The following is an 18,756-nucleotide window of genomic DNA, read 5'->3' as shown; positions in this document are numbered from 1 at the left end:
AAGAGAGCCGGTGGTTGGTGTGAACCGGTACTTGTCCCGTTTGAATTACCGCCTGGAGCTGATCGGGTGAACGATACGCTAGTAGCCCGAGTCCGGTTGTTCCGTTAATGCATGAAGTGAAAGCGGCGTACTCTGTTTTTGGGCAGATGCTACGACAATTTGTGTTGTTCTAGTCGCTTTAACAAGGGTGGTACCGCGGGTTAACCTTCTCGTCCCTTTTGAGGATGCAGAAGGTTTTTTTGTGTTTCCATAACCGGAGTCATATGAAGAAAGGGAGTCGCAAGGATGAATATTTTGCAGGATTTAGAGTATCGCGGTTTGGTCTACCAGTTTACCGACCGCGAAGGGCTGGAGAAGAAGCTAAGCGAGGAGCGAGTCGTATTGTACGCCGGCTTTGATCCGACTGCGGACAGCCTCCATATCGGCCACTTGCTGCCGCTATTATGCCTGAAACGTTTTCAGATGGCGGGCCACATTCCGGTCGCGCTGGTGGGCGGGGGAACAGGTTTGATCGGCGACCCGAGCGGCAAGGCGTCGGAGCGGACGCTGAACCCGAAGGAAGTCGTGGAGCAATGGACCGAGCGGTTGCGCACCCAGCTGTCCCAATTTCTCGATTTCGAGGCGAAGGACAATCCGGCTCGCACCGTCAACAACTACGACTGGCTTTCTAGCATCAACATCATTGAATTTTTGCGTGACATCGGCAAAAACTTCTCGGTCAACTACATGCTGGCTAAGGATTCCGTCGATTCCCGGCTGAGCAAAGGGATTTCGTTTACCGAATTTACGTACATGATTTTGCAGGCTTACGATTTCCTCATGCTGAACGAGCGAGCGGGGTGCTCCTTGCAAATCGGGGGCAGCGATCAATGGGGCAATATTACAGCCGGCCTCGAGCTGATCGGCCGGACGAACGGCAACCATGCTTTCGGCATGACCGTGCCGCTCGTCACCAAAAGCGACGGCAGCAAATTCGGCAAAACCGAAGGCGGCGCCGTATGGCTTGACGCGAACAAAACGTCGCCGTACCAGTTCTATCAGTTCTGGATCAATACGGACGATAACGACGTCGTCAAGTTTTTGAAATATTTCACCTTCCTTGCGCCGGACGAAATCGAAGCGCTGGAGCAGCAGGTGAAGGAAAGCCCGGAGAAGCGCGAAGCGCAGCGCGTGCTAGCCAAAGAAGTGACGGAGCTCGTGCATGGAGCGGATGCGGTAGCGAGCGCGATCAAAATTTCGGAGGTTCTGTTCAGCGGCGACGTAGGTGCGCTGTCCGGCCGCGAAATCGAGGAAGCGTTCAAGGATGTGCCTTCGGCGGAAATTCAAGGCGACATCGGCTTGATTGACCTGCTCATCGAAGTGAAGGCGGCTCCGTCCAAGCGGCAGGCGAAGCAGGACATCGAAAGCGGAGCCGTGTCGGTCAACGGAACGCGCATAACGGACCTGAACAAAACGCTGCAGGCGGAAGACCGGCTGGAAGGCAAATACATCGTCATTCGCCGCGGCAAAAAAAATTATTATTTGGCAAAGCTCGTCTAAAAGGTTTTAACGTAATCGAGCATCACAGAAACTGCCCCGGTCCGTGCGGAGCCGGGGCTTTGTTCTAGCCAAATTCGGGCAGAGGGGATGGAATAAGATGAAATGGGAGCAATTAACACTAGATCAACAGCAAGAAGTGAACCGGCAATGGGAGGTTCTTTCGCGAGGAACGGTGGAAATCGTACCGGAGGACGCATTCAGAGAAAAATTGATTCAATCGGTGGCGACCGGTACGCCGCTTAACGTCAAGTTGGGGCTTGACCCGTCGGCGCCGGACATTCATGTCGGCCATACGGTCGTTCTGCATAAGCTGCGCCAGTTCCAGCAATTCGGCCACCAAGTGCAGCTGTTGATCGGCGATTTTACGGGAAGAATCGGTGATCCAAGCGGAAAGTCGGAAACGCGCAAGCAGCTGAGCGAGGAAGACGTGAAACGGAATGCGGAGACGTACCAGAAGCAAATTTACAAGGTGCTTGACCCGCAGAAGACGAAGCTTTATTACAATTCCGAATGGCTTGGAGCCATGTCGTTTGAGGAAGTGCTCAAGCTCGGTTCGAAAATGACGGTAGCGCGCATGCTCGAACGGGATGATTTTACGAAACGGTACAGCACGGGCTTGCCGATCAGCATCCATGAATTTTTTTACCCGCTCATGCAAGGATACGATTCCGTTGCGCTGAAAAGCGACGTCGAGCTCGGCGGCACCGACCAGAAGTTTAATCTGCTGATGGGCCGGATGCTGCAGAAGGAATACGGCATGCCTGCGCAAGTGGCGATCATGATGCCGCTCATCGAAGGTTTGGACGGCGTGAACAAAATGAGCAAAAGCTTGGGTAACTACATCGGGATCGATGAAGAACCAAACGAGATTTACGGCAAAGCGATGTCCGTGCCGGATGAACTGATGCTGAAATATTACAGGCTTGCAACCGATCTGCCGAACGAGGAAATCGCAGCGCTGGATGCCGGGTTATCCAACGGTTCGGTTCATCCGCGGGATGCGAAGATGAAGCTGGCGCACACCTTCGTTCGCATGTACCATGGAGCCGGACAGGCCGATGACGCCCAAAATCACTTTATTACGGTTTTCCAGCAGCGCGCTCTGCCGGAGGAGATTGAAGAGGTTGAATTATCGGCAAACGAGCTGGAGGAAGGGCGCATCCGGATCAGCAAGCTGCTGATTATACTTGGGTTGCAGACATCGAACAGCGAGGCGAGAAGAAGCATTCAGCAGGGGGCCGTCAAAATCAACGAGCGGAAGGAAGAAGACCCGAATGCCGATATCGCTCCTCAAACCGGGGATATCATTCAGGTAGGAAAACGGAAATTCGCCAAAATTAAGCTGGTGTAACAAGCGTTAAAGCGAACTCGAACGTTATGAGTAAAACTTTATAAGTAATAAATTAAAACCCTTGGACAAAAGTCCAAGGGTTTTGCTGTATCGTTTACCCGATTATCGGCTGTAGAACTCGACGATTTGTTTTTCATCGATTTCGCTAGGCAGCTCGGCGCGTTCAGGCAAACGGATGAATTTGCCTTCCATTGCGCCTTCGTTAAAGTCCAGGTATGCAGGAACGTGAACGCGGTTAGCCAGAGCTTCTTTCACGACGGAAAGGTTGCGGCTTCTTTCGCGAAGGCCGATGACGTCGTTCGTGCTAACAAGGTACGAAGCGATGTCGACTTTTTTGCCGTTAACCGTTACGTGACCGTGCGATACGAGCTGACGAGCGCCAGCGCGGGAGTTGGACAGGCCTAGACGGTAAACAAGGTTGTCCAAACGGCTTTCAAGCAGCACCATGAAGTTTTCGCCGACGATGCCTGCCATTTTGGAAGCTTTGTCGAACAGGTTGCGGAATTGCTTCTCGCCCAAACCGTACATGTGGCGAAGCTTTTGTTTTTCTTGCAATTGAACGCCGTAGCCGCTCATTTTTTTGCGTTGTCCCGGGCCGTGTTGACCTGGAGGGAACGGGCGCTTCAAATCTTTGCCGTTTCCGCTAAGAGAGATGCCAAGACGGCGGCTTAATTTAAATTTAGGACCTGTGTAACGTGCCATGTATGATTGACTCCTTTAAATTGTAATTTGACGCTGGGCTTGTATTGTGCCGGACTTTGTTTACTCTTACCGGGATAGCTCGGGTTAAGAACCTGACAGGAAAGTTCAGCCGCTGTCCTGTCAGCAACAAAATCCGTGAGGGTGAACACAATCGTGACGCCCAAAACGGCTATCCTTTTTTCCACTCAACTATAAATTCTATAAGAAAATCATACGTATTGTCAAGAGATGTTCCGAATTCGAAGGAAGGAATGCGCGAATGCGAAATACATATAAGCGCATTTCGACATTATTTTGCGCAATTTACAAAACAAAAGGAAAAAATAGTGCACTTTCTTGCAAAAAATAGTATGATGGTTGTATAGTTGCGCATTGCAACAAGAGTACGGAAGCTTAATCTGGCGAAGGAGCAAATTATGACCGGACGGGTGGCAGCAGCTGATGATGCGAAATGGTTTCACCGGGTCGATCTAACAGAGGAAGACTTTGAATATATACATCCGATGCTGGAAGATAGCTTTGAAGAATGGTTTCAACAGCAGGAAGAAATCGCAATGCCGCATGTCGCATACCTAGCCGTTTTCAGCGCGGACGGCAAGCCGCTCGCGTGGCGTAGAACGAGTGCCGCGGCAGGCGCTCCCGAGTTGGAGGCGATGTTGTCCCATGCGGAATCCTGGCGAACAAGCCGTTTCGGCAGCAATGCCGTCGGGGCTTCTCTGGACCTGGGACGGCCGTCCGAGACGGACGCCGTTTTTCACGACGCTTTCCCGCTGCGGAAGTATACGTCGCTTGCGGTTCCGATATTTACGCGCGACAGCAAGCGGTTATTTGCGGTTATCGGCGCATTCGCGGATAGCCCGGCCGGAGAGCAGGGCACATTGCTGCAATGGCTCCGGTCCGCGGCTCAGCATTATCGCAGCTGTTTTTATATGTTATTCGAGCGGTTGTTCGTTCAGGACATGCTCCTGCTGCAAGAGCAGATAAGCAAGGAATCGGTCCAACAGAAAACGCTGTTCCGGTCGGTGCAGAAGCTGTATGACCAAATCGACGTGGACGCCGTGTTGACGGAAATGATGATGTGCATCGAGGACTTGTATCCTTCGGTACATGCGTCCTTGTTCGTCTCCCAAGACAACCGGAGTCCTAATCCCTATGTCAAACCACTTGTTTTTCATAGTATAACAGAAGATTTGTGCACGCGCACTTTTGTTGAAGGGAAAGTGATGACGGAGCGGATCGATGATGCGACTCTGTCGGCTGCGGTACCGCTTGTCGGCAAACAGGGCATTTACGGCGTGCTGCAGCTGACCGTGAACGACAAGCAATTCGAAGAGCTGGACATGAAGATGATTTCCATGCTGGCCGAAGCTGCGGGTACCGCTTTCGAGAAAGCGCGGCTGTATGAGCAATCCAATGTGCTGATCGACGAGCTCAGGCTCATTAACGAAATAACGAAGCGTCTGAACCAAAGCTTGAAGCTGAACGATATTTTGCATTTTGCCTCCTCGGAGCTGTTGCAAATCTTCAATGCGGATTATTGCTGCATTTTGCAGCTGGATCAGGCGGCTAACCGATTCGTCGTCGCTTCAGGCAACATGCCGATGATGGGGAACGACACCTTTTCGACCGATTACGGATTTTGCGGTGTCATGTATGCGACGAAGGAGCCGATTATTGTCTCCGACTATTGGTCGTATGACAAAGTCGAATCGAAGCTTATGCGGATAACCAATTCCAGGTCGCTCATGGCAGCGCCGATTATCGACAACGGGACTGTAGTCGGCACCATCCTGATAACGCACCTGAAAGCGAATTATTTCACATACGACAACTACAAGCTGCTGCAAGTGCTGTCGTCTCATATCGGGCTTGCGTTAGCAAACGCCTCCTTACACGCCGAAGTGCGACGGATGGTCATTACCGATAATTTGACGGGCTTGTACGCCCGTCATTATTTGAACGAGCAAATCAATTACCAGCAGAAAAAAGATTTCTGCGGCTCGCTGATCGTCGTCGATATCGATAATTTCAAACGGATCAATGATACGTACGGCCATCAAGTCGGAGACGAAATCCTGGTGAAGGTCAGTTCCATCGTACGTTCAAGTATCCGGGAGACGGATATTGCCGCACGATGGGGCGGGGAGGAGCTCGCCGTATATTTGCCTCAGGTCTCCTTGGAACAAACGATGCGGGTTGCCGAACGGATTCGCTATCGGGTGGAGAAGGAAACTCATCCGAAGGTGACGGTATCGTGCGGCGTATCGGAATGGAATTGGGAAGATGACAAAATTAGCGTCGAATCGCTGTTTTATCGTGCCGACATGGCGCTATACGAAGCGAAGAATACAGGCAAGAACCAAGTGAAAATCGGCTGACGGAAGACACTGCCCCATACGGGAGGTGTCTTTTTTCGTACATTACGAATTTGCCGTCGAAGACGGAGCAAGTCGTACCCCAGGGTATGAAGAAAGCAAGGGAGGGGGACGCTACACGTTAGGTTGGGACTATGGAATCAGAGTCGATAAGCTGAATTCAGGAGGTTAGTGCGCACATGAGCAAGCGGTATCGTCGACGAGTACGATTGTTATATGTGGGTTGCCTTATCTTGCTAATCTTATGTCAAAGCTGCATGACGGCCGGTCCGAATAATCCGAACAAGCTGCTGTCTTACGCAGTATCCAGTATGGCCGGCGAAGACCATTTTGCTTTTTCGGCGTCAACCGCCCTGAAAGGCGGCGGGCAGCGGTACAACGAAGAAAAGGTTGAGGGCTCCGTTGTTTCGCATAATACACTGTATATCCGGTCTGCCGGAGTCGTTTATACTCGCCAGATGGGGAAGTGGATGGCCAGCGGAGCACAAGCGGAGGGCGCGGAAGACAAGATGTCGGGCTGGAACCCGGTATCGCTGCTGGAACGGTTGAATCGAATGGATAAATCGGTATTGCTGGACCGGGACGCCTCGCAAGGCGACAAGCTCGTACTGCACATTTATCCGGATAAGGAGCAGTCCAAGCATTTCATCGTACAAGAGATGGACCGTCAGCTGAGCCGCATTACCCCGGAGCAGCAAATTGCAAACGCCAATCCGAAATTGCAGCTCTCCCCCTCCGATCAGGCGAAGCTAACCGCGGAGCTTGCGCGGATCATTGAGCAGTCGGAACAAAAGTGGGAGAAGGTCAAACAATCGCTCGCCGCCGAAGAGCGGATGATCCTGACAATGGACCGCAAAAGCTATTTGCCGCTGCAGCTGCACTCGGAAACTTTGTTAAGTTATGAGGGAGACGGCAAGCGGCGTGAAGAAACCCGTCTCATGGATTATACGTTCCGCGACTACGGGAAAGTCGATTCGACCCTCCCGGAATAGGATTGGTCAAATCTTCTCTGTACTTGTGGTACAATAAATCATATATGATTTTTTCAAAGAGAGGCGAATAGGACATGAGAGACCCGAGACTTGTAAAGCTAGCTGAAAATTTAACCGGTTATTCGGTGAGAGTTCAGCCTGGCGACAACGTCCTGATCGATATGATCGGTACCGAAAGAGAGCTGGCCAAATGCCTGGTCGAGGAAGTGGCGAAACGCGGCGGACGTCCGTTCGTTGAGCTGAACGACCGTACCGTGCTTCGTTCCTTGCTCATGAATGCGACGAAGGAGCAAATCGAATTATGGTCCGAGCTGGATTTGAACCGGATGAAGAAGATGGATGCATACATTGCGGTCCGTGCAGGAGACAACCTGAACGATCTTGCCGACGTTCCCGAGCAAAATATGCGAATGTACGAAATGTTGCATCGCAAACCGGTACATACGGAGCAGCGCGTCAAGCATACGAAATGGGTCGTCCTTCGTTATCCGAACGCGTCCATGGCCCAGGCGGCCAATATGAGCACCGAAGCGTTCGAAAATTTTTATTTTGACGTGTACAATTTGGACTATAGCAAAATGGACGCAGCCATGGATCCGCTTGCGGAACTGATGAAACGAACGGATAAAGTCCGGATCGTTGCTCCGGGGACCGATCTGACGTTTTCGATCCGAAATATCGGCGCGATCAAATGCTCCGGGCAAAACAACATTCCGGACGGCGAAGTGTACACGGCTCCGGTGCGCGATTCCGTGAACGGCACGATCCGATACAATGCGCCTAGCGTTTATTCCGGCGTAACCTTCGAAAATATCGCGTTCCGGTTCGAAAACGGCAAAATCGTCGAAGCGACGAGTAACGATACGAAACGGCTGAACGACATATTGGATACCGACGAAGGCGCCCGGTATATCGGCGAATTCAGCATCGGCTTTAATCCGTATATCATGCATCCGATGAAGGACATTTTGTTCGACGAAAAAATCGCCGGAAGCCTTCATTTTACGCCAGGCAACGCTTATGAGGATTGCGATAACGGCAATCGTTCGGCCGTGCATTGGGATTTGGTGCTGATCCAGCGCCCGGAATACGGCGGAGGGGAAATTTATTTCGACGATGTGCTGATTAGGAAAGACGGACTGTTCGTCATTGACGAACTGCTTGCGTTAAACCCGGACCGGCTTAAATAAGCTCACGGCATTATGCGCATTGCTCCTGGGTCAGAGCGCTCATGTGAGATTTCTCTTGCGCAGGCATGGTAATCCAAGGTATCATAGAAACGTATCCGAAATTGTTATCATGGAGGGGTTTTCATGTCCAGCAATGCGGCAATTGTCGAAATTTCTCAAACAGCGAACAAATTTAAATCCTCTATCGTTTTGCGCACCGAAAATACGTATATCGATGTGAAAAGCATCCTTGGCTTGTTTACGACTTTGATCAGCGGACATTCCTATGATCTGCACGTTAACGGCGAAGATGCAGAAGAAGCGAAAAAAGCAATCGCCGAAGTATTCACCAAGCATAACCTGCAAGTGAACGTCATCGGCTAACCGCGCAAGCGGAGTAAGCAAGGTATCCCGTCCGGCAATGTCGGTCGCCGGATACTTTTTTATTGCCTGGCTTCCGTTAATTTCTTGTGTAATCTTTGATTTTCGTCTAATATAATTCATATAAGGATATGGCGAGGATTACGACAGGGGGGAAGCAAATGTCTTCATCTGAATTGATGAGCTTGAACGAAAAAGCGATAAGTCTTCTGCAGGAAGATGCCGATAAAATTGAAAAGCTGATTGCAGTACAAATGGAAAATCTCGCAACCCGGAAATGCCCTTTGTATGAGGAAGTTCTGGATACGCAAATGTACGGTTTTTCGCGCGAGGTTGACTTTGCCGTTCGTGCAGGATTGGTTACCGAGCATGAGGGCAAGCTGCTCGTCAGCAAGCTGGAACGGAATTTGGCGCAACTCTACGAAGCACTCGATCAGAAGAGTGTCTGATCACAGATTTGCTTCTTCAATGAAGATACATTGGAATGAATCTATATGTTGGCAATAAGAGCAGCCTCTGAAGAGGCTGCTCTTATTCGTCAATAGACTATGTGAGGTATATATCCTATTGGAGATTCGCTACTTCCGGCCTAAGTTGCCGACGACCGTGTCCACATCAGTTTGGTCGATATCGCCGTTCTTGTCCGTATCATACCGGGCGTTGTCGCCTTCGGGTAGTTGCCCAACCGCTCCGGTTATCAGGTTTACGTCAGCAAGGTTGATGCGGCCATTGCCGTCGAAATCGCCTATATACATCGTGATCGACTTCACCGTTAGGATCGCGTCCTGAATAGCTGACGGTACGGCAACCTGGCTGCTCGTTACGTACGCATCGGCCGTCACGACAACCTTGTATGCATGCCGGTCGTTGAACGGAATCGCGTATTTGCCCTGCGCATCGGTCACCGTCTCACCGATGACGCGGTTGCCGCTTAGGAGCTGGACGGTAAATCCGCTTAAGTCCTGAAGGGCATGCTGCTCCGGCACGACGATCGTGCCGATTGCGGTGTACTTCGCCTCAGGCTGTTTCTCCGCGATTTCGATGGAAACCGGCTGCGTGTATAGATCGTAACTGTTGCCGGCATCCGTTACGAACGTATAACGGAGCAGCATGTGGACAGTGCCCGGCGCAATCGCGGTGACATGGTTGCCTGCGACTTCGACCGATTGTTGGCCGTCCAGTACGACGAGGGTAGGTGCGACCTCCGTTTTGTCCCCTTTGTAGGTTTCAATGACAGCGGCCAGATCGACACTATCGCCGACTGTCAACTTGACCTGCTCTTGCAGCGGCTCCATGTTTGCAGCCCAGTCTGCCGCCCAATTCGCATAATCGGTCGTTAATCCGTATGTTCCCAGCTGATAATAATGAACGAATGTACCCTTGTCACGGAAGGTCCACGGCCAAATCGAAATCCCTCGATGTTTGGAAGCTTCCATGAACAGTTTATCAAGTCCGGGATAGCTCGTATTAAACGTCGCATTAATCGGCTGGATGGCCATGAGCGAAGCGCGCAGCGCTTTGCCGATATTGTCCTCGTTCGCATATCCGCCAGTCAGGAAACCAAGCGACATACCCGGCATTTTTTGGCCCAAATATTTGAGCTGCTGGTCGCTAAACGAAATGACCGTGACTTGATCTTCGACTCCTTTTTCACCGATCAGCTTCACGAGGGCATCGACGATTTCCGGCTTGTAGCTTTTAATTTCCACGAAATGGAGGATGTTCGTTCCTTTGAACGCGTCGAAAAATTCCGCAAGCGTCGGAATTCGTGCATCCGGGTATTCCGCCGGGAACTGCTTGTTCGCCTTCAGTGCTTTCAGCTCAGCCAAAGTGTAGTCCTCCACGTTGCCCGTGCCGTTCGTCGTCCGTTCGAGCGTAGGATCGTGGATGATAACGATTTGGCCGTCCTTGGTCAAATAAATATCGTTTTCAATCACGTTCGCGCCGTATTGGGCAGCTAATAACGCGCTCTCCAGCGTGTTTTCGTTAGCCATGGCCGGAATGCCGCGATGGCCGATGATAAGCGGCTTGCGTATGAGCGTCGTATTGTTCGAATATAGACCAAGCGCTTGAAGCGCCGCATCCGGCTTGTCCGTGACGATGCCGTTAACGCCTGCAGTAATTAGGCGGTGCATGGCCAACGAATCGGATTCGCCATTCACGCCTACGGTTACATCCGATGCGGTTTCGGTTTTCGCCCAAACGGTGATCAGCCGCTCCTGCAAATAAGCGACGTTCGCCCGGGAAGCGGCATTCGCCGGAAGAAGGGCGATCTTGGCGAGGCTGGCGTTCGTTTGGCGGCGGATGTCCATCAGCTTTTCCTTCGTCCATTCGCCGATTGACTCAAAATCGACGATGCCGCGGATGATGGGGTAAGCTTCCCGCGCTTTCTTCACGAGCTGCCCCTGGTTGGAAACGATAAACGCGTCTTCAAGCCGGACTTCCTTCAACCAGGCGACCAGACGAAGAACGGTTTGTTCATCTTTCACGTAAAAAGCCGGCATGCTCCGCGTACCGATCGTATCCAGAACGGAGGGCAGCGGACCGACAATGCGGTCTCCGGACGCGCTTGTCACCTCGAGCTGCTCATTGACATGCAGTACAACGGTAGCAGGCGGCGATGCCGCTCCGACGACATTGGATAAGTCGTCAGCGCTATTAACGGTCGCGGCGACGGTTGGCGCAAGCGCAATCGCCGTTTGCGGCTCCGTAACGTTTACGAAACGATCGGCGGGTAGAGGAGGAAGCGCGTTTTGTTGCAGCGTCACCTTCACATTATCCACCCTCATGCGGCTGCCGTTCGCTTGGAAACCGATTTTCCCCAAGCTGTAGGCGGTCGCATATTCCGTATCGTTGACAATCGTTCCGTCGATCATCTGATGTACCCGGTTACCGAGTGCTTTCACCGTGTAATGATACGTTTTCCCGGCATCGATCGGTTCGGAATAGGCGGAACGATCGATGACGTTCCATTCGTTCGCGGGCGTCCGCTCCGCAAACTCGACGCCGTTCGCAGCTGTCGCTCCTTGCCTGACCGCCATTTGGTAATAAGGATAATTGTTGTTCTGGATCCGGTACATGATCGAATGCCAGCGTGTCGGCTCGTTGGCGGCTTCGTGCGTGACATCGGCCTCGATCCGGTAATCGCCGAACAATCCTAGATAGCTCGGCAGCAGCACGCGCGACGGATTATCGGGGTTTGCCGATGCATCAAGAATGAATGCGCCGTTCCGAACGGCCGCTTTGGCCGGCGTCGCGCCTTCGATCCGGGCCCAACCCGGCGGCATCGCGCCGTCCGGTACGGAGTCGAAGCTTTCCTCATACAGCACATATTCCGAATCGGATTTGTTTTTCGCGACAATGACGACGGTAGCGGTAACGCCGTCTTTTTCCGCGGCGACGTTGAATACGCCAGGTCTGTCCACGCCGGTCAGCTTGCCGTCCGAAATTGTCACTCCTTCATCGTTCGAGCTCCAATTCAGTGCATTGCCCTGCAGCGTGCCCGAAGTCAGGTTGTTAAACTCTGCCATGAATACAAGCGAGGCAAGATCGATGGCTTCGCCCGCGTCGGTGAGAAAATAGCCTTTGTCATGATATAATTTGACGACCCGAGCCCCTGTCGCGGACGGCGTGACCGTGATCGTTCGTTCGGCTGCTGCATTGTTCGAGTAAATTGCCGTTATTCGCGCTTGTCCTTCGTTCAAAGGCACGATCCGGTTGTCGACAATCCGGATGACGTTCTCGTCCGAAGAGATCAGCTTCACGCGATCCGCAGGTACCGGCTCCGTAATGCCGTCGGAGAACGTTGCGGTAAAGTCCGCCGTAGCCGGTCCGCTCAAAGCCTCAAGCGTATCCGGAACATTCATGTCGAGCTGCGTGGCGCTAACCCGGGTCACCTTGACATGATCGAATGCAACTTTGCTTTGATCGGCCTGAAATCCGATTTTGCCGCGCAACAGCAATTCGCTATTCATTGTTTGGTCGGTCAGCAAAGTATAATCCGGATCGTTCGCCGCTTTGATATATTCCTTTACGTTGTTGTCGAATACGCGAACCTTCAACGAATAGGCCGTATTCGCGGCGAGCGGCTTGCCCCAAGTTCCTTTCACCGGAACGGACCAGCTGTTGTCCGGCTTTCTGTAAGCGATTTCATAAGCGCCGTTTTTCCTGACCGCCATTTGGTTGTATGGCTGCTTGCCATTCGCCGGTACGCGGAACATGATAGCCGCCCACCTGGAATCGTCGAGTACCGCCTGGAACGTAACGTCAGCCTCGACTATATAGTTGTCCCATTGCACCGGAGCGGATATCCGCGCCTGCTTACCGGCGGCATTGCCATTGAACACGAGCACCCCGTTCGTACCGTCTGTGTTTTGAACTACGGTCATCGGCGAACTTCCGGCATTCGTATCCGATATCCAACCGAAGGGCGTATCGCCCGTCGCATAACCGTCGAAGCTTTCATCCAGCAGCAAGTCGCTTACTTGGCCGACGGCAGGGTTATCGTCTTCGAGTCTGATTGTGCCGAAACCGCTTGTATCGTTCCAGAACGTGCCCACATCGTTGAAATTGCTCCACATGCTGCTAGTTCCGGCCGTTTCCTTCGAATCGCGGTCGGTCACCCCGACCTGCATGCCAAGCTCGTGCTGCTTGATCGGATCGAAGCCTAGCATATCCCACGGAACGGCGATTTCCGCCGACCATCCGTTCTCGGTCGTGCGAATGGCGCGCAAAATTCTTTTCTCGTCTTTGCCGGCATGATTGGGAGCGGCGCCAAAGTAGAAGGCGGGCGTCGTCGTATTCGGCTGGTAGACGAGTCCGATCTGCATATCGCCGCCAATGTATGGCGCTGATTGATGCAGCGTCGGATCGAAGAACAAGTTGACGCTATCCTGTTCGAACCAATAACCGCTTCCATCGTGAATCAGGGAATCATCCTCGACCTTCACCGCTATGTACAAATAAGAATAGTCCCACAGCATGCCGAATGCGGATGGTTGAAATGTTCCCGTTCCGGATTGAACCGTCAAAGGCTCCGATACGTTCCACATGGACTCTTCGGTCAAACCGTCGATGATCGGGGCGGTTAACGTCTTGCTTATGCCAAGCGAAATCCGCTCGGCAGGGTTGTCCGAATTGCCGGCTGCTCCGGCAGTACCCAAGTTGAATAAGCCTCCGATTAAAGCTCCAATTAACAAAAACGCGATAATTTTCCTCCTCATTCTTACGGCTCCTTTCGTTCGATATTGAATTTGATTACGGACTTACCTTTCTGGTATCATTTCGCCTCCCTTCCTTATTTTTGAATAATCGTTCGAAGCAAGTTAATTTTACCATAAGGGTCCATGAATAAGGTTGAAAAATAGTAAAATAATTTTTAATAATTTGAAAATTAAAAAAATAATTCGCGTAGAAATAGGAGTTCTGGACAAAACGAAAGAGCAGCCGATAGGGCTGCTCTTTCGCGGAACATGCTTCTTGAATGCTTATTCTTAATAGATGAAAAAGGCGATGCCGAGGATGACGTATACGATAAGCAGAAGGACTCCTTCGTACCAGTTCGTCGAGCCGTCGCGCGAAATGGACTTGGCGATGAACACGCTCACCGCAATCGCGGCTAATTCAACGGTCGTAAAAACGATATTCATCGTATTGCCGAACAGCCAGCTGACGATGACAAGGACCGGGGCGACGAATAGCGCAATTTGCAAGCTGCTGCCGATCGCAATTTCGACGGCGGCGCCGATTTTGTTCTTCATCGCCAGCATCACCGCAGCGCTATGCTCCGCGGCATTGCCGACAATCGCAACGAGAAACGCGCCGACGAACAATTCCGACATGCCGAACGTATGGGAAACTTCCTCAAGCGTGCCTACGAGCCACTCGCTGACGAAGGCAACCATAGCGGTCGCGACAAACAGGAAGATAATCGATTTGCCCTTCGACCACATCGGTTCTTCGCCGTGATCGGCGGATGCTTCTTCATCCGAGAGATGGGCCTTATGTGTAATCATAGAGAAAACAAGCCATAGTATGTATGCCAGAATGAGAATACCTGCTACCGTCAAACTGAGGAAATTGGTTTTGCTTACATCCAGCTTGCCGGAAAATACGAAGACGGCAGGGATGAACAGTGCGATGACGGCCAGAACCATGAGCGAAGCATTGTGCTCAGCGAGCATGACGTTAAATTTCTGTACCTTGAATTTCAGGCCGCCCAGAAACAAGCTTAATCCGAGCACAAGCAGCATATTGCCGATAATAGAGCCGGTGATGCTCGCTTTTACCATGTCGTAGAGGCCTTCTTTGACAAGGAAAATCGCGATGATCAGCTCAGCCGCGTTACCGAACGTTGCGTTCAGAAATCCCCCCATACGCTGTCCTGCGTAATGCGATACGCTTTCCGTCGCTTTTCCGAGAAATCCGGCTACGAAAATAACCGCGATCGCGGAAAAAACGAACTGCAGCATCGTGTTCCATCCCGCATAATGAGCGATACCGCTCACGATGAAGGATGCGATGAGCACAAGATAAAACAATTTCTGCTTCAATTCGACACACACTCCAATTAATGATTTCTCACTGAACACTTTAATACTATATCGAAAATGAAAAAGAATGTAAACTTGCGCCCATATAGCTTTCCGATTACAATAAAGTTATATGGAAGAAGGGGAGTGACAAGTATGTCCGAAGAGCTTCAAACAGGTTTAATTCGCATATCCGATGATGTCGTAGCAACGATCGCAGGCTTGGCAGCTTTGGAAACCCCAGGAATCGCAGCGATGTCCGGAGGCATATCCGAAGGCCTTGCCAAGCGGCTAAGCGGCAAAAACGTGCAAAAAGGCGTCTCCGTTGAAGTAGGCCAGCTGGAAGCGGCTATCGATCTGCGTGTTATTGTACATTATGGCTCGAAAATTCAAGAGGTATGCCACGATTTGCAATATAATGTCCGCGAATCGGTACAAAATATGACAGGCCTGAACGTAGTGGAAGTGAACGTTAAAGTCGAAGGCGTTGCTTTCAAGGAAGAAGAAACGGACGAAGTCCACCCGCAGCACCGGGTCAAATAATCTTTTCGCCGCATAAAAAGACTGCATGTCCTCCTGCCCGAGCGACATGCAGTCTTTTTATGCTTATGTAAGCTTTAGCCGTGAAGCGGGCGGCGTTGCCCGGTTGTTTTTTTCTGCTGCGGTTCGCGGTTATACTCCCTGGAAATGCTGAGCAAGATGCCGATGCTGAACATCGAAATCAGAAGCGATGATCCGCCGTAGCTAATGAACGGGAGCGTAACGCCCGTCATCGGAATGCTGCCCGATACGCCGCCGATATTGATCAGCGCTTGAATGCCGAACAGACCGATGATGCCGACGCCGACCAAGGTCCCGTACGGGTCGGGACATCGCAACGAGACGATAAGTCCTCGCCACAGAAACAACAGGTAAGTCAATATAAACAACATACTGCCTATAAAGCCGAACTCTTCGGCGATAATAGCGAAAATAAAATCGTTGTAGGCTAGGGGCAAATAAAACAGCTTTTGTACGCTTTTGCCGAAGCCTGCGCCGGTCGCGCCGCCGTGAGCGAACGCTTCAAGCGACATTTTGAGCTGATAACCCGAGCCCTGCTCGTCTTCCAGCGGATTTAGAAAGGCGGTAAACCGGCTGACCCGGTAGTTCTCCTCTTTCTTCTCATCCGAAGAGGGCAGCAGCATCGAAATACTGATAAATATACTGGCGATGGCGACAATGACGCCCATCGAAGCGAATAAATGCTTAAGATTGCAGCCGCCCGCAACGATAATGACCCCTGCGCACGCGACAAGAATAATGCAGGAGCCGAGGTCGGGCTGCAGCATAATAAGCCCGGCGACAAAACCGACGATGACCATGACGGGGATGAGCCCCTTCTTGAAGTCGCGGAATTTTTCGCCTTTCTTATTGATCAATGCGCCTAAATATAAAATGATGGCAAGCTTCGCGAATTCCGTCGGCTGAACCCCGAGCGATCCGCCGAAGCCGAACCAGCTTTTTGCCCCGTTTCTCGTTTCGCCGATAATCAATACAAGGATGAGCATGATCACGACAACGGCAAAAAAGGGAATAAAGAGCTTCTTGAATAACGTGTACCGCACATTCATGGAAATGAACATGACGACCATGCCGACCGCCGCCCAGGTCATCTGTTTTTTCGTGAAGTAAAGGGCGTCGTACCGGTATTTTTCCGCAGCGACCGTAATGCTGGAGCTTGCGCTAAATACCATAACCAAGCCGAATCCGACCAGAAGCAGGGTCAGAATGAGCAGGAGGAAATCCGGCGTACCTTTTCGCGTCGGATTCATCGGTTTCCACCTGATCTAGCTCAGTTCGTTTTTCAGCGCGGCGAGCTTCTGGTTGGCGATCTTCAGTACTTGCTCAGGCACCGGCGATTCGTATTCCAAACCGTGCGGGAAAGTCGCTTTGCCGATGTAAACCGCTTCGATCGCAAGCACCGCATGAGGCTGCTCCAGCTTGCCTTCGACGGCACGAGTGCTGAAGCGAGCGAAATATTCGCTTTTCGTGGAATGGTCTTCGATTTTCAAATCGTACGTAGCTCTGTAATATTCCCATTGCCAGCGGACGAAACCGAGCTTTCCAGCCGCATCGTCCAAATCGGACAGCTCGCTTTTTAATCCGACAAGTCCAGTGTTTTCGATTAACATGTAGAGTCCTCCTAAAAAATGTAATGAACGTACGCCTCGGTTGCATCGGCAAGGCCTACGCTTGTTGTGTAAAGATCAGGCTCCAAGCGAATGCGAATATGCCTGAAAAGCTTGCGTATTGGGCAATTCTTCATTAATCATGATAGTATGTTTCCCCAACAAGTGCAAGCCTTAAGCAAATTCGATTCGGGACGATTTATGACTTTTTTATGTCATGTTCACGGCTTCCTAAAAGGTCCGTCATTCTGTTAAAATGTACGTAACCGTGAAACCGGAGGTATATTATGATTCGACATTTTGAAGCGAAGTTGTTAGAACTGTTTCCGCAAATCGTTGCTTGGAGACGGCATTTCCATCAATATCCGGAGCTTTCGTTTCAAGAGGTGAACACTCCCGCGACGATAGCCGGCCTCTTGTCCGATTGGGGGATCGAGGTCAAGAAAGGCGTTGGCGGCAACGGCGTTGTGGGCCGCCTTCAGGGCGGTCTGCCTGGGCCGACGGTCGCGCTGAGAGCCGATTTTGACGCGCTGCCGATCCAGGACGAGAAACAATGCGAATATAAATCGACCGTTCCCGGCGTCATGCACGCTTGCGGACATGACGCCCATACCGCGACCTTGCTCGGAGTCGCCAAAATTTGCGCAGAGCTGCGGGACGAGCTGCCCGGACAACTCGTATTCATATTCCAGCACGCCGAAGAAGTTAGCCCCGGCGGGGCGATTTCAATGATCGAGGACGGCGTTCTCGGGGGCGTGGACGCCGTGTATGGCGTTCATCTGTGGACACCGATTCCTTATGGCAAGGTAAGTACAAAACCGGGACCGTTCTTCGCCGCAGCGGACGAATTTCAGGTCGAAATACTCGGCAAGGGCGGACACGGCGGACTGCCGCACGAAACGACCGACAGCATTGTGATCGGCTCCCACCTCGTCGTCAACCTGCAAACGATCGTCAGCCGCAACATCAACCCGCTTGACCCTGCAGTCGTTTCGGTCGGGACGTTCCAATCCGGCGCGGCGTTTAATGTGATCGCCGAACGGGCGATCCTGCGCGGGACGGTCCGCTCATTCGCGGAGCCGGTTCGGCAGTTGCTTCGTTCGCGCGTAGAAGAGACCATCGACCGAACGTGCGCGATGTTCGGCGCAAAGTACAACTTGAATTATCGGATGGGTTATCCGCCGGTCATCAACCATGCGCGGGAGGCCGAACGTTTCTTCCGCGTAGCGCCTTCGCTGTTCGACGCTTCGGACGTTCTAGAGTCAAATCCCATTATGGCTGGCGAAGACTTCGCCTATTACTTGGAGCGTGTGCCGGGGTGCTTCATGTTCGTCGGAGCGGGCAACCCGGATATCGGAGCGGTTTACGGCCATCACCATGCGCGGTTCGATATCGATGAGCGCGCCATGCTGAATGCCGCCAAATTATTAATGGCAATGGCATTGGATTACATGGGCAAAAGCGGCCGTTCGTAACAATTGCCAGCGCCGCGCCGCATGAGTTGATGAATTTAGGGCAATTCTATTCCTGTATGAGCTTCCGAAGCGAG

General features: G+C 51.8%; 14 protein-coding genes and 1 other annotated feature (1 of these 15 only partly in view). Of the genes, 9 read left to right on the top strand and 5 right to left on the bottom strand.

From position 1 onward, the window contains the following. Nucleotides 1–220, top strand: a binding site (T-box leader); it begins 44 nt to the left of the window's first position. Between the two features lie 65 nt (nucleotides 221–285). Continuing rightward, complete coding sequence (gene tyrS, locus AC0LWM_RS08110; protein ID WP_474674402.1) at nucleotides 286–1,539, top strand: tyrosine--tRNA ligase; 1,254 nt, start codon at nucleotides 286–288, stop codon at nucleotides 1,537–1,539. A 97-nt stretch (nucleotides 1,540–1,636) separates the two neighbouring features. Continuing rightward, complete coding sequence (tyrS, locus tag AC0LWM_RS08105) at nucleotides 1,637–2,890, top strand: tyrosine--tRNA ligase (protein ID WP_474674401.1); 1,254 nt, start codon at nucleotides 1,637–1,639, stop codon at nucleotides 2,888–2,890. Nucleotides 2,891–2,992: 102 nt separating this feature from the next. Here the strand turns inward: tyrS (AC0LWM_RS08105) and rpsD are convergent, their stop codons facing one another. Then, nucleotides 2,993–3,592 (bottom strand): 30S ribosomal protein S4, encoded by a 600-nt coding sequence (gene rpsD / locus AC0LWM_RS08100; protein ID WP_474674400.1) that lies wholly within the window; start codon nucleotides 3,590–3,592, stop codon nucleotides 2,993–2,995. Nucleotides 3,593–4,008: 416 nt separating this feature from the next. Between rpsD and AC0LWM_RS08095 the strand changes: the two genes are divergently transcribed. From AC0LWM_RS08095 to AC0LWM_RS08075, 5 genes are all read left to right on the top strand, one after another. After that, nucleotides 4,009–5,970, top strand: a complete 1,962-nt coding sequence (locus tag AC0LWM_RS08095) for a sensor domain-containing diguanylate cyclase (protein WP_474674399.1) — start codon at nucleotides 4,009–4,011, stop codon at nucleotides 5,968–5,970. A 176-nt stretch (nucleotides 5,971–6,146) separates the two neighbouring features. Then, complete coding sequence (locus AC0LWM_RS08090; protein ID WP_474674398.1) at nucleotides 6,147–6,959, top strand: hypothetical protein; 813 nt, start codon at nucleotides 6,147–6,149, stop codon at nucleotides 6,957–6,959. 74 nt (nucleotides 6,960–7,033) lie between these two features. Beyond that, nucleotides 7,034–8,149, top strand: coding sequence for an aminopeptidase (locus AC0LWM_RS08085; RefSeq protein ID WP_474674397.1), 1,116 nt, complete (start codon nucleotides 7,034–7,036; stop codon nucleotides 8,147–8,149). Between the two features lie 123 nt (nucleotides 8,150–8,272). After that, the gene (locus tag AC0LWM_RS08080; protein ID WP_474674396.1) at nucleotides 8,273–8,512 is read left to right on the top strand and encodes an HPr family phosphocarrier protein; all 240 of its coding nucleotides are present in this window, start codon (nucleotides 8,273–8,275) and stop codon (nucleotides 8,510–8,512) included. A gap of 158 nt (nucleotides 8,513–8,670) precedes the next feature. Continuing rightward, nucleotides 8,671–8,958: an Fpa/YlaN family protein gene (locus AC0LWM_RS08075; protein ID WP_474674395.1), complete on the top strand. Its 288-nt coding sequence runs from the start codon at nucleotides 8,671–8,673 to the stop codon at nucleotides 8,956–8,958. A 129-nt stretch (nucleotides 8,959–9,087) separates the two neighbouring features. Here the strand turns inward: AC0LWM_RS08075 and AC0LWM_RS08070 are convergent, their stop codons facing one another. Beyond that, nucleotides 9,088–13,731 (bottom strand): glycerophosphodiester phosphodiesterase family protein, encoded by a 4,644-nt coding sequence (locus tag AC0LWM_RS08070; protein ID WP_474674394.1) that lies wholly within the window; start codon nucleotides 13,729–13,731, stop codon nucleotides 9,088–9,090. A 270-nt stretch (nucleotides 13,732–14,001) separates the two neighbouring features. Beyond that, entirely contained in the window at nucleotides 14,002–15,060 is a 1,059-nt protein-coding gene (gene cax / locus AC0LWM_RS08065) for a calcium/proton exchanger (RefSeq protein ID WP_474674393.1), read from the bottom strand. Nucleotides 15,061–15,195: 135 nt separating this feature from the next. Here cax and AC0LWM_RS08060 point away from each other — a divergent pair, with 135 nt between their 5' ends. Continuing rightward, the gene (locus AC0LWM_RS08060; RefSeq protein ID WP_474674392.1) at nucleotides 15,196–15,582 is read left to right on the top strand and encodes an Asp23/Gls24 family envelope stress response protein; all 387 of its coding nucleotides are present in this window, start codon (nucleotides 15,196–15,198) and stop codon (nucleotides 15,580–15,582) included. A 74-nt stretch (nucleotides 15,583–15,656) separates the two neighbouring features. On the opposite strand, the gene ftsW is transcribed toward AC0LWM_RS08060, so the two are convergent. Together ftsW and AC0LWM_RS08050 are read right to left on the bottom strand one after the other, a co-directional pair. Further along, nucleotides 15,657–16,850, bottom strand: coding sequence for a putative lipid II flippase FtsW (gene ftsW, locus AC0LWM_RS08055; RefSeq protein ID WP_474674391.1), 1,194 nt, complete (start codon nucleotides 16,848–16,850; stop codon nucleotides 15,657–15,659). A 15-nt stretch (nucleotides 16,851–16,865) separates the two neighbouring features. Then, entirely contained in the window at nucleotides 16,866–17,210 is a 345-nt protein-coding gene (locus AC0LWM_RS08050) for a YugN family protein (RefSeq protein ID WP_474674390.1), read from the bottom strand. A 284-nt stretch (nucleotides 17,211–17,494) separates the two neighbouring features. Between AC0LWM_RS08050 and AC0LWM_RS08045 the strand changes: the two genes are divergently transcribed. Then, nucleotides 17,495–18,682 (top strand): amidohydrolase, encoded by a 1,188-nt coding sequence (locus AC0LWM_RS08045; protein WP_474674389.1) that lies wholly within the window; start codon nucleotides 17,495–17,497, stop codon nucleotides 18,680–18,682. The last annotated feature ends 74 nt before the right edge of the window (nucleotides 18,683–18,756 follow it).

Source organism: Paenibacillus sp. sgz302148, from assembly GCF_056120465.1.
Note: the sequence above shows the minus strand (reverse complement) of the source record. Positions and strands in the feature narration are given on the sequence as shown.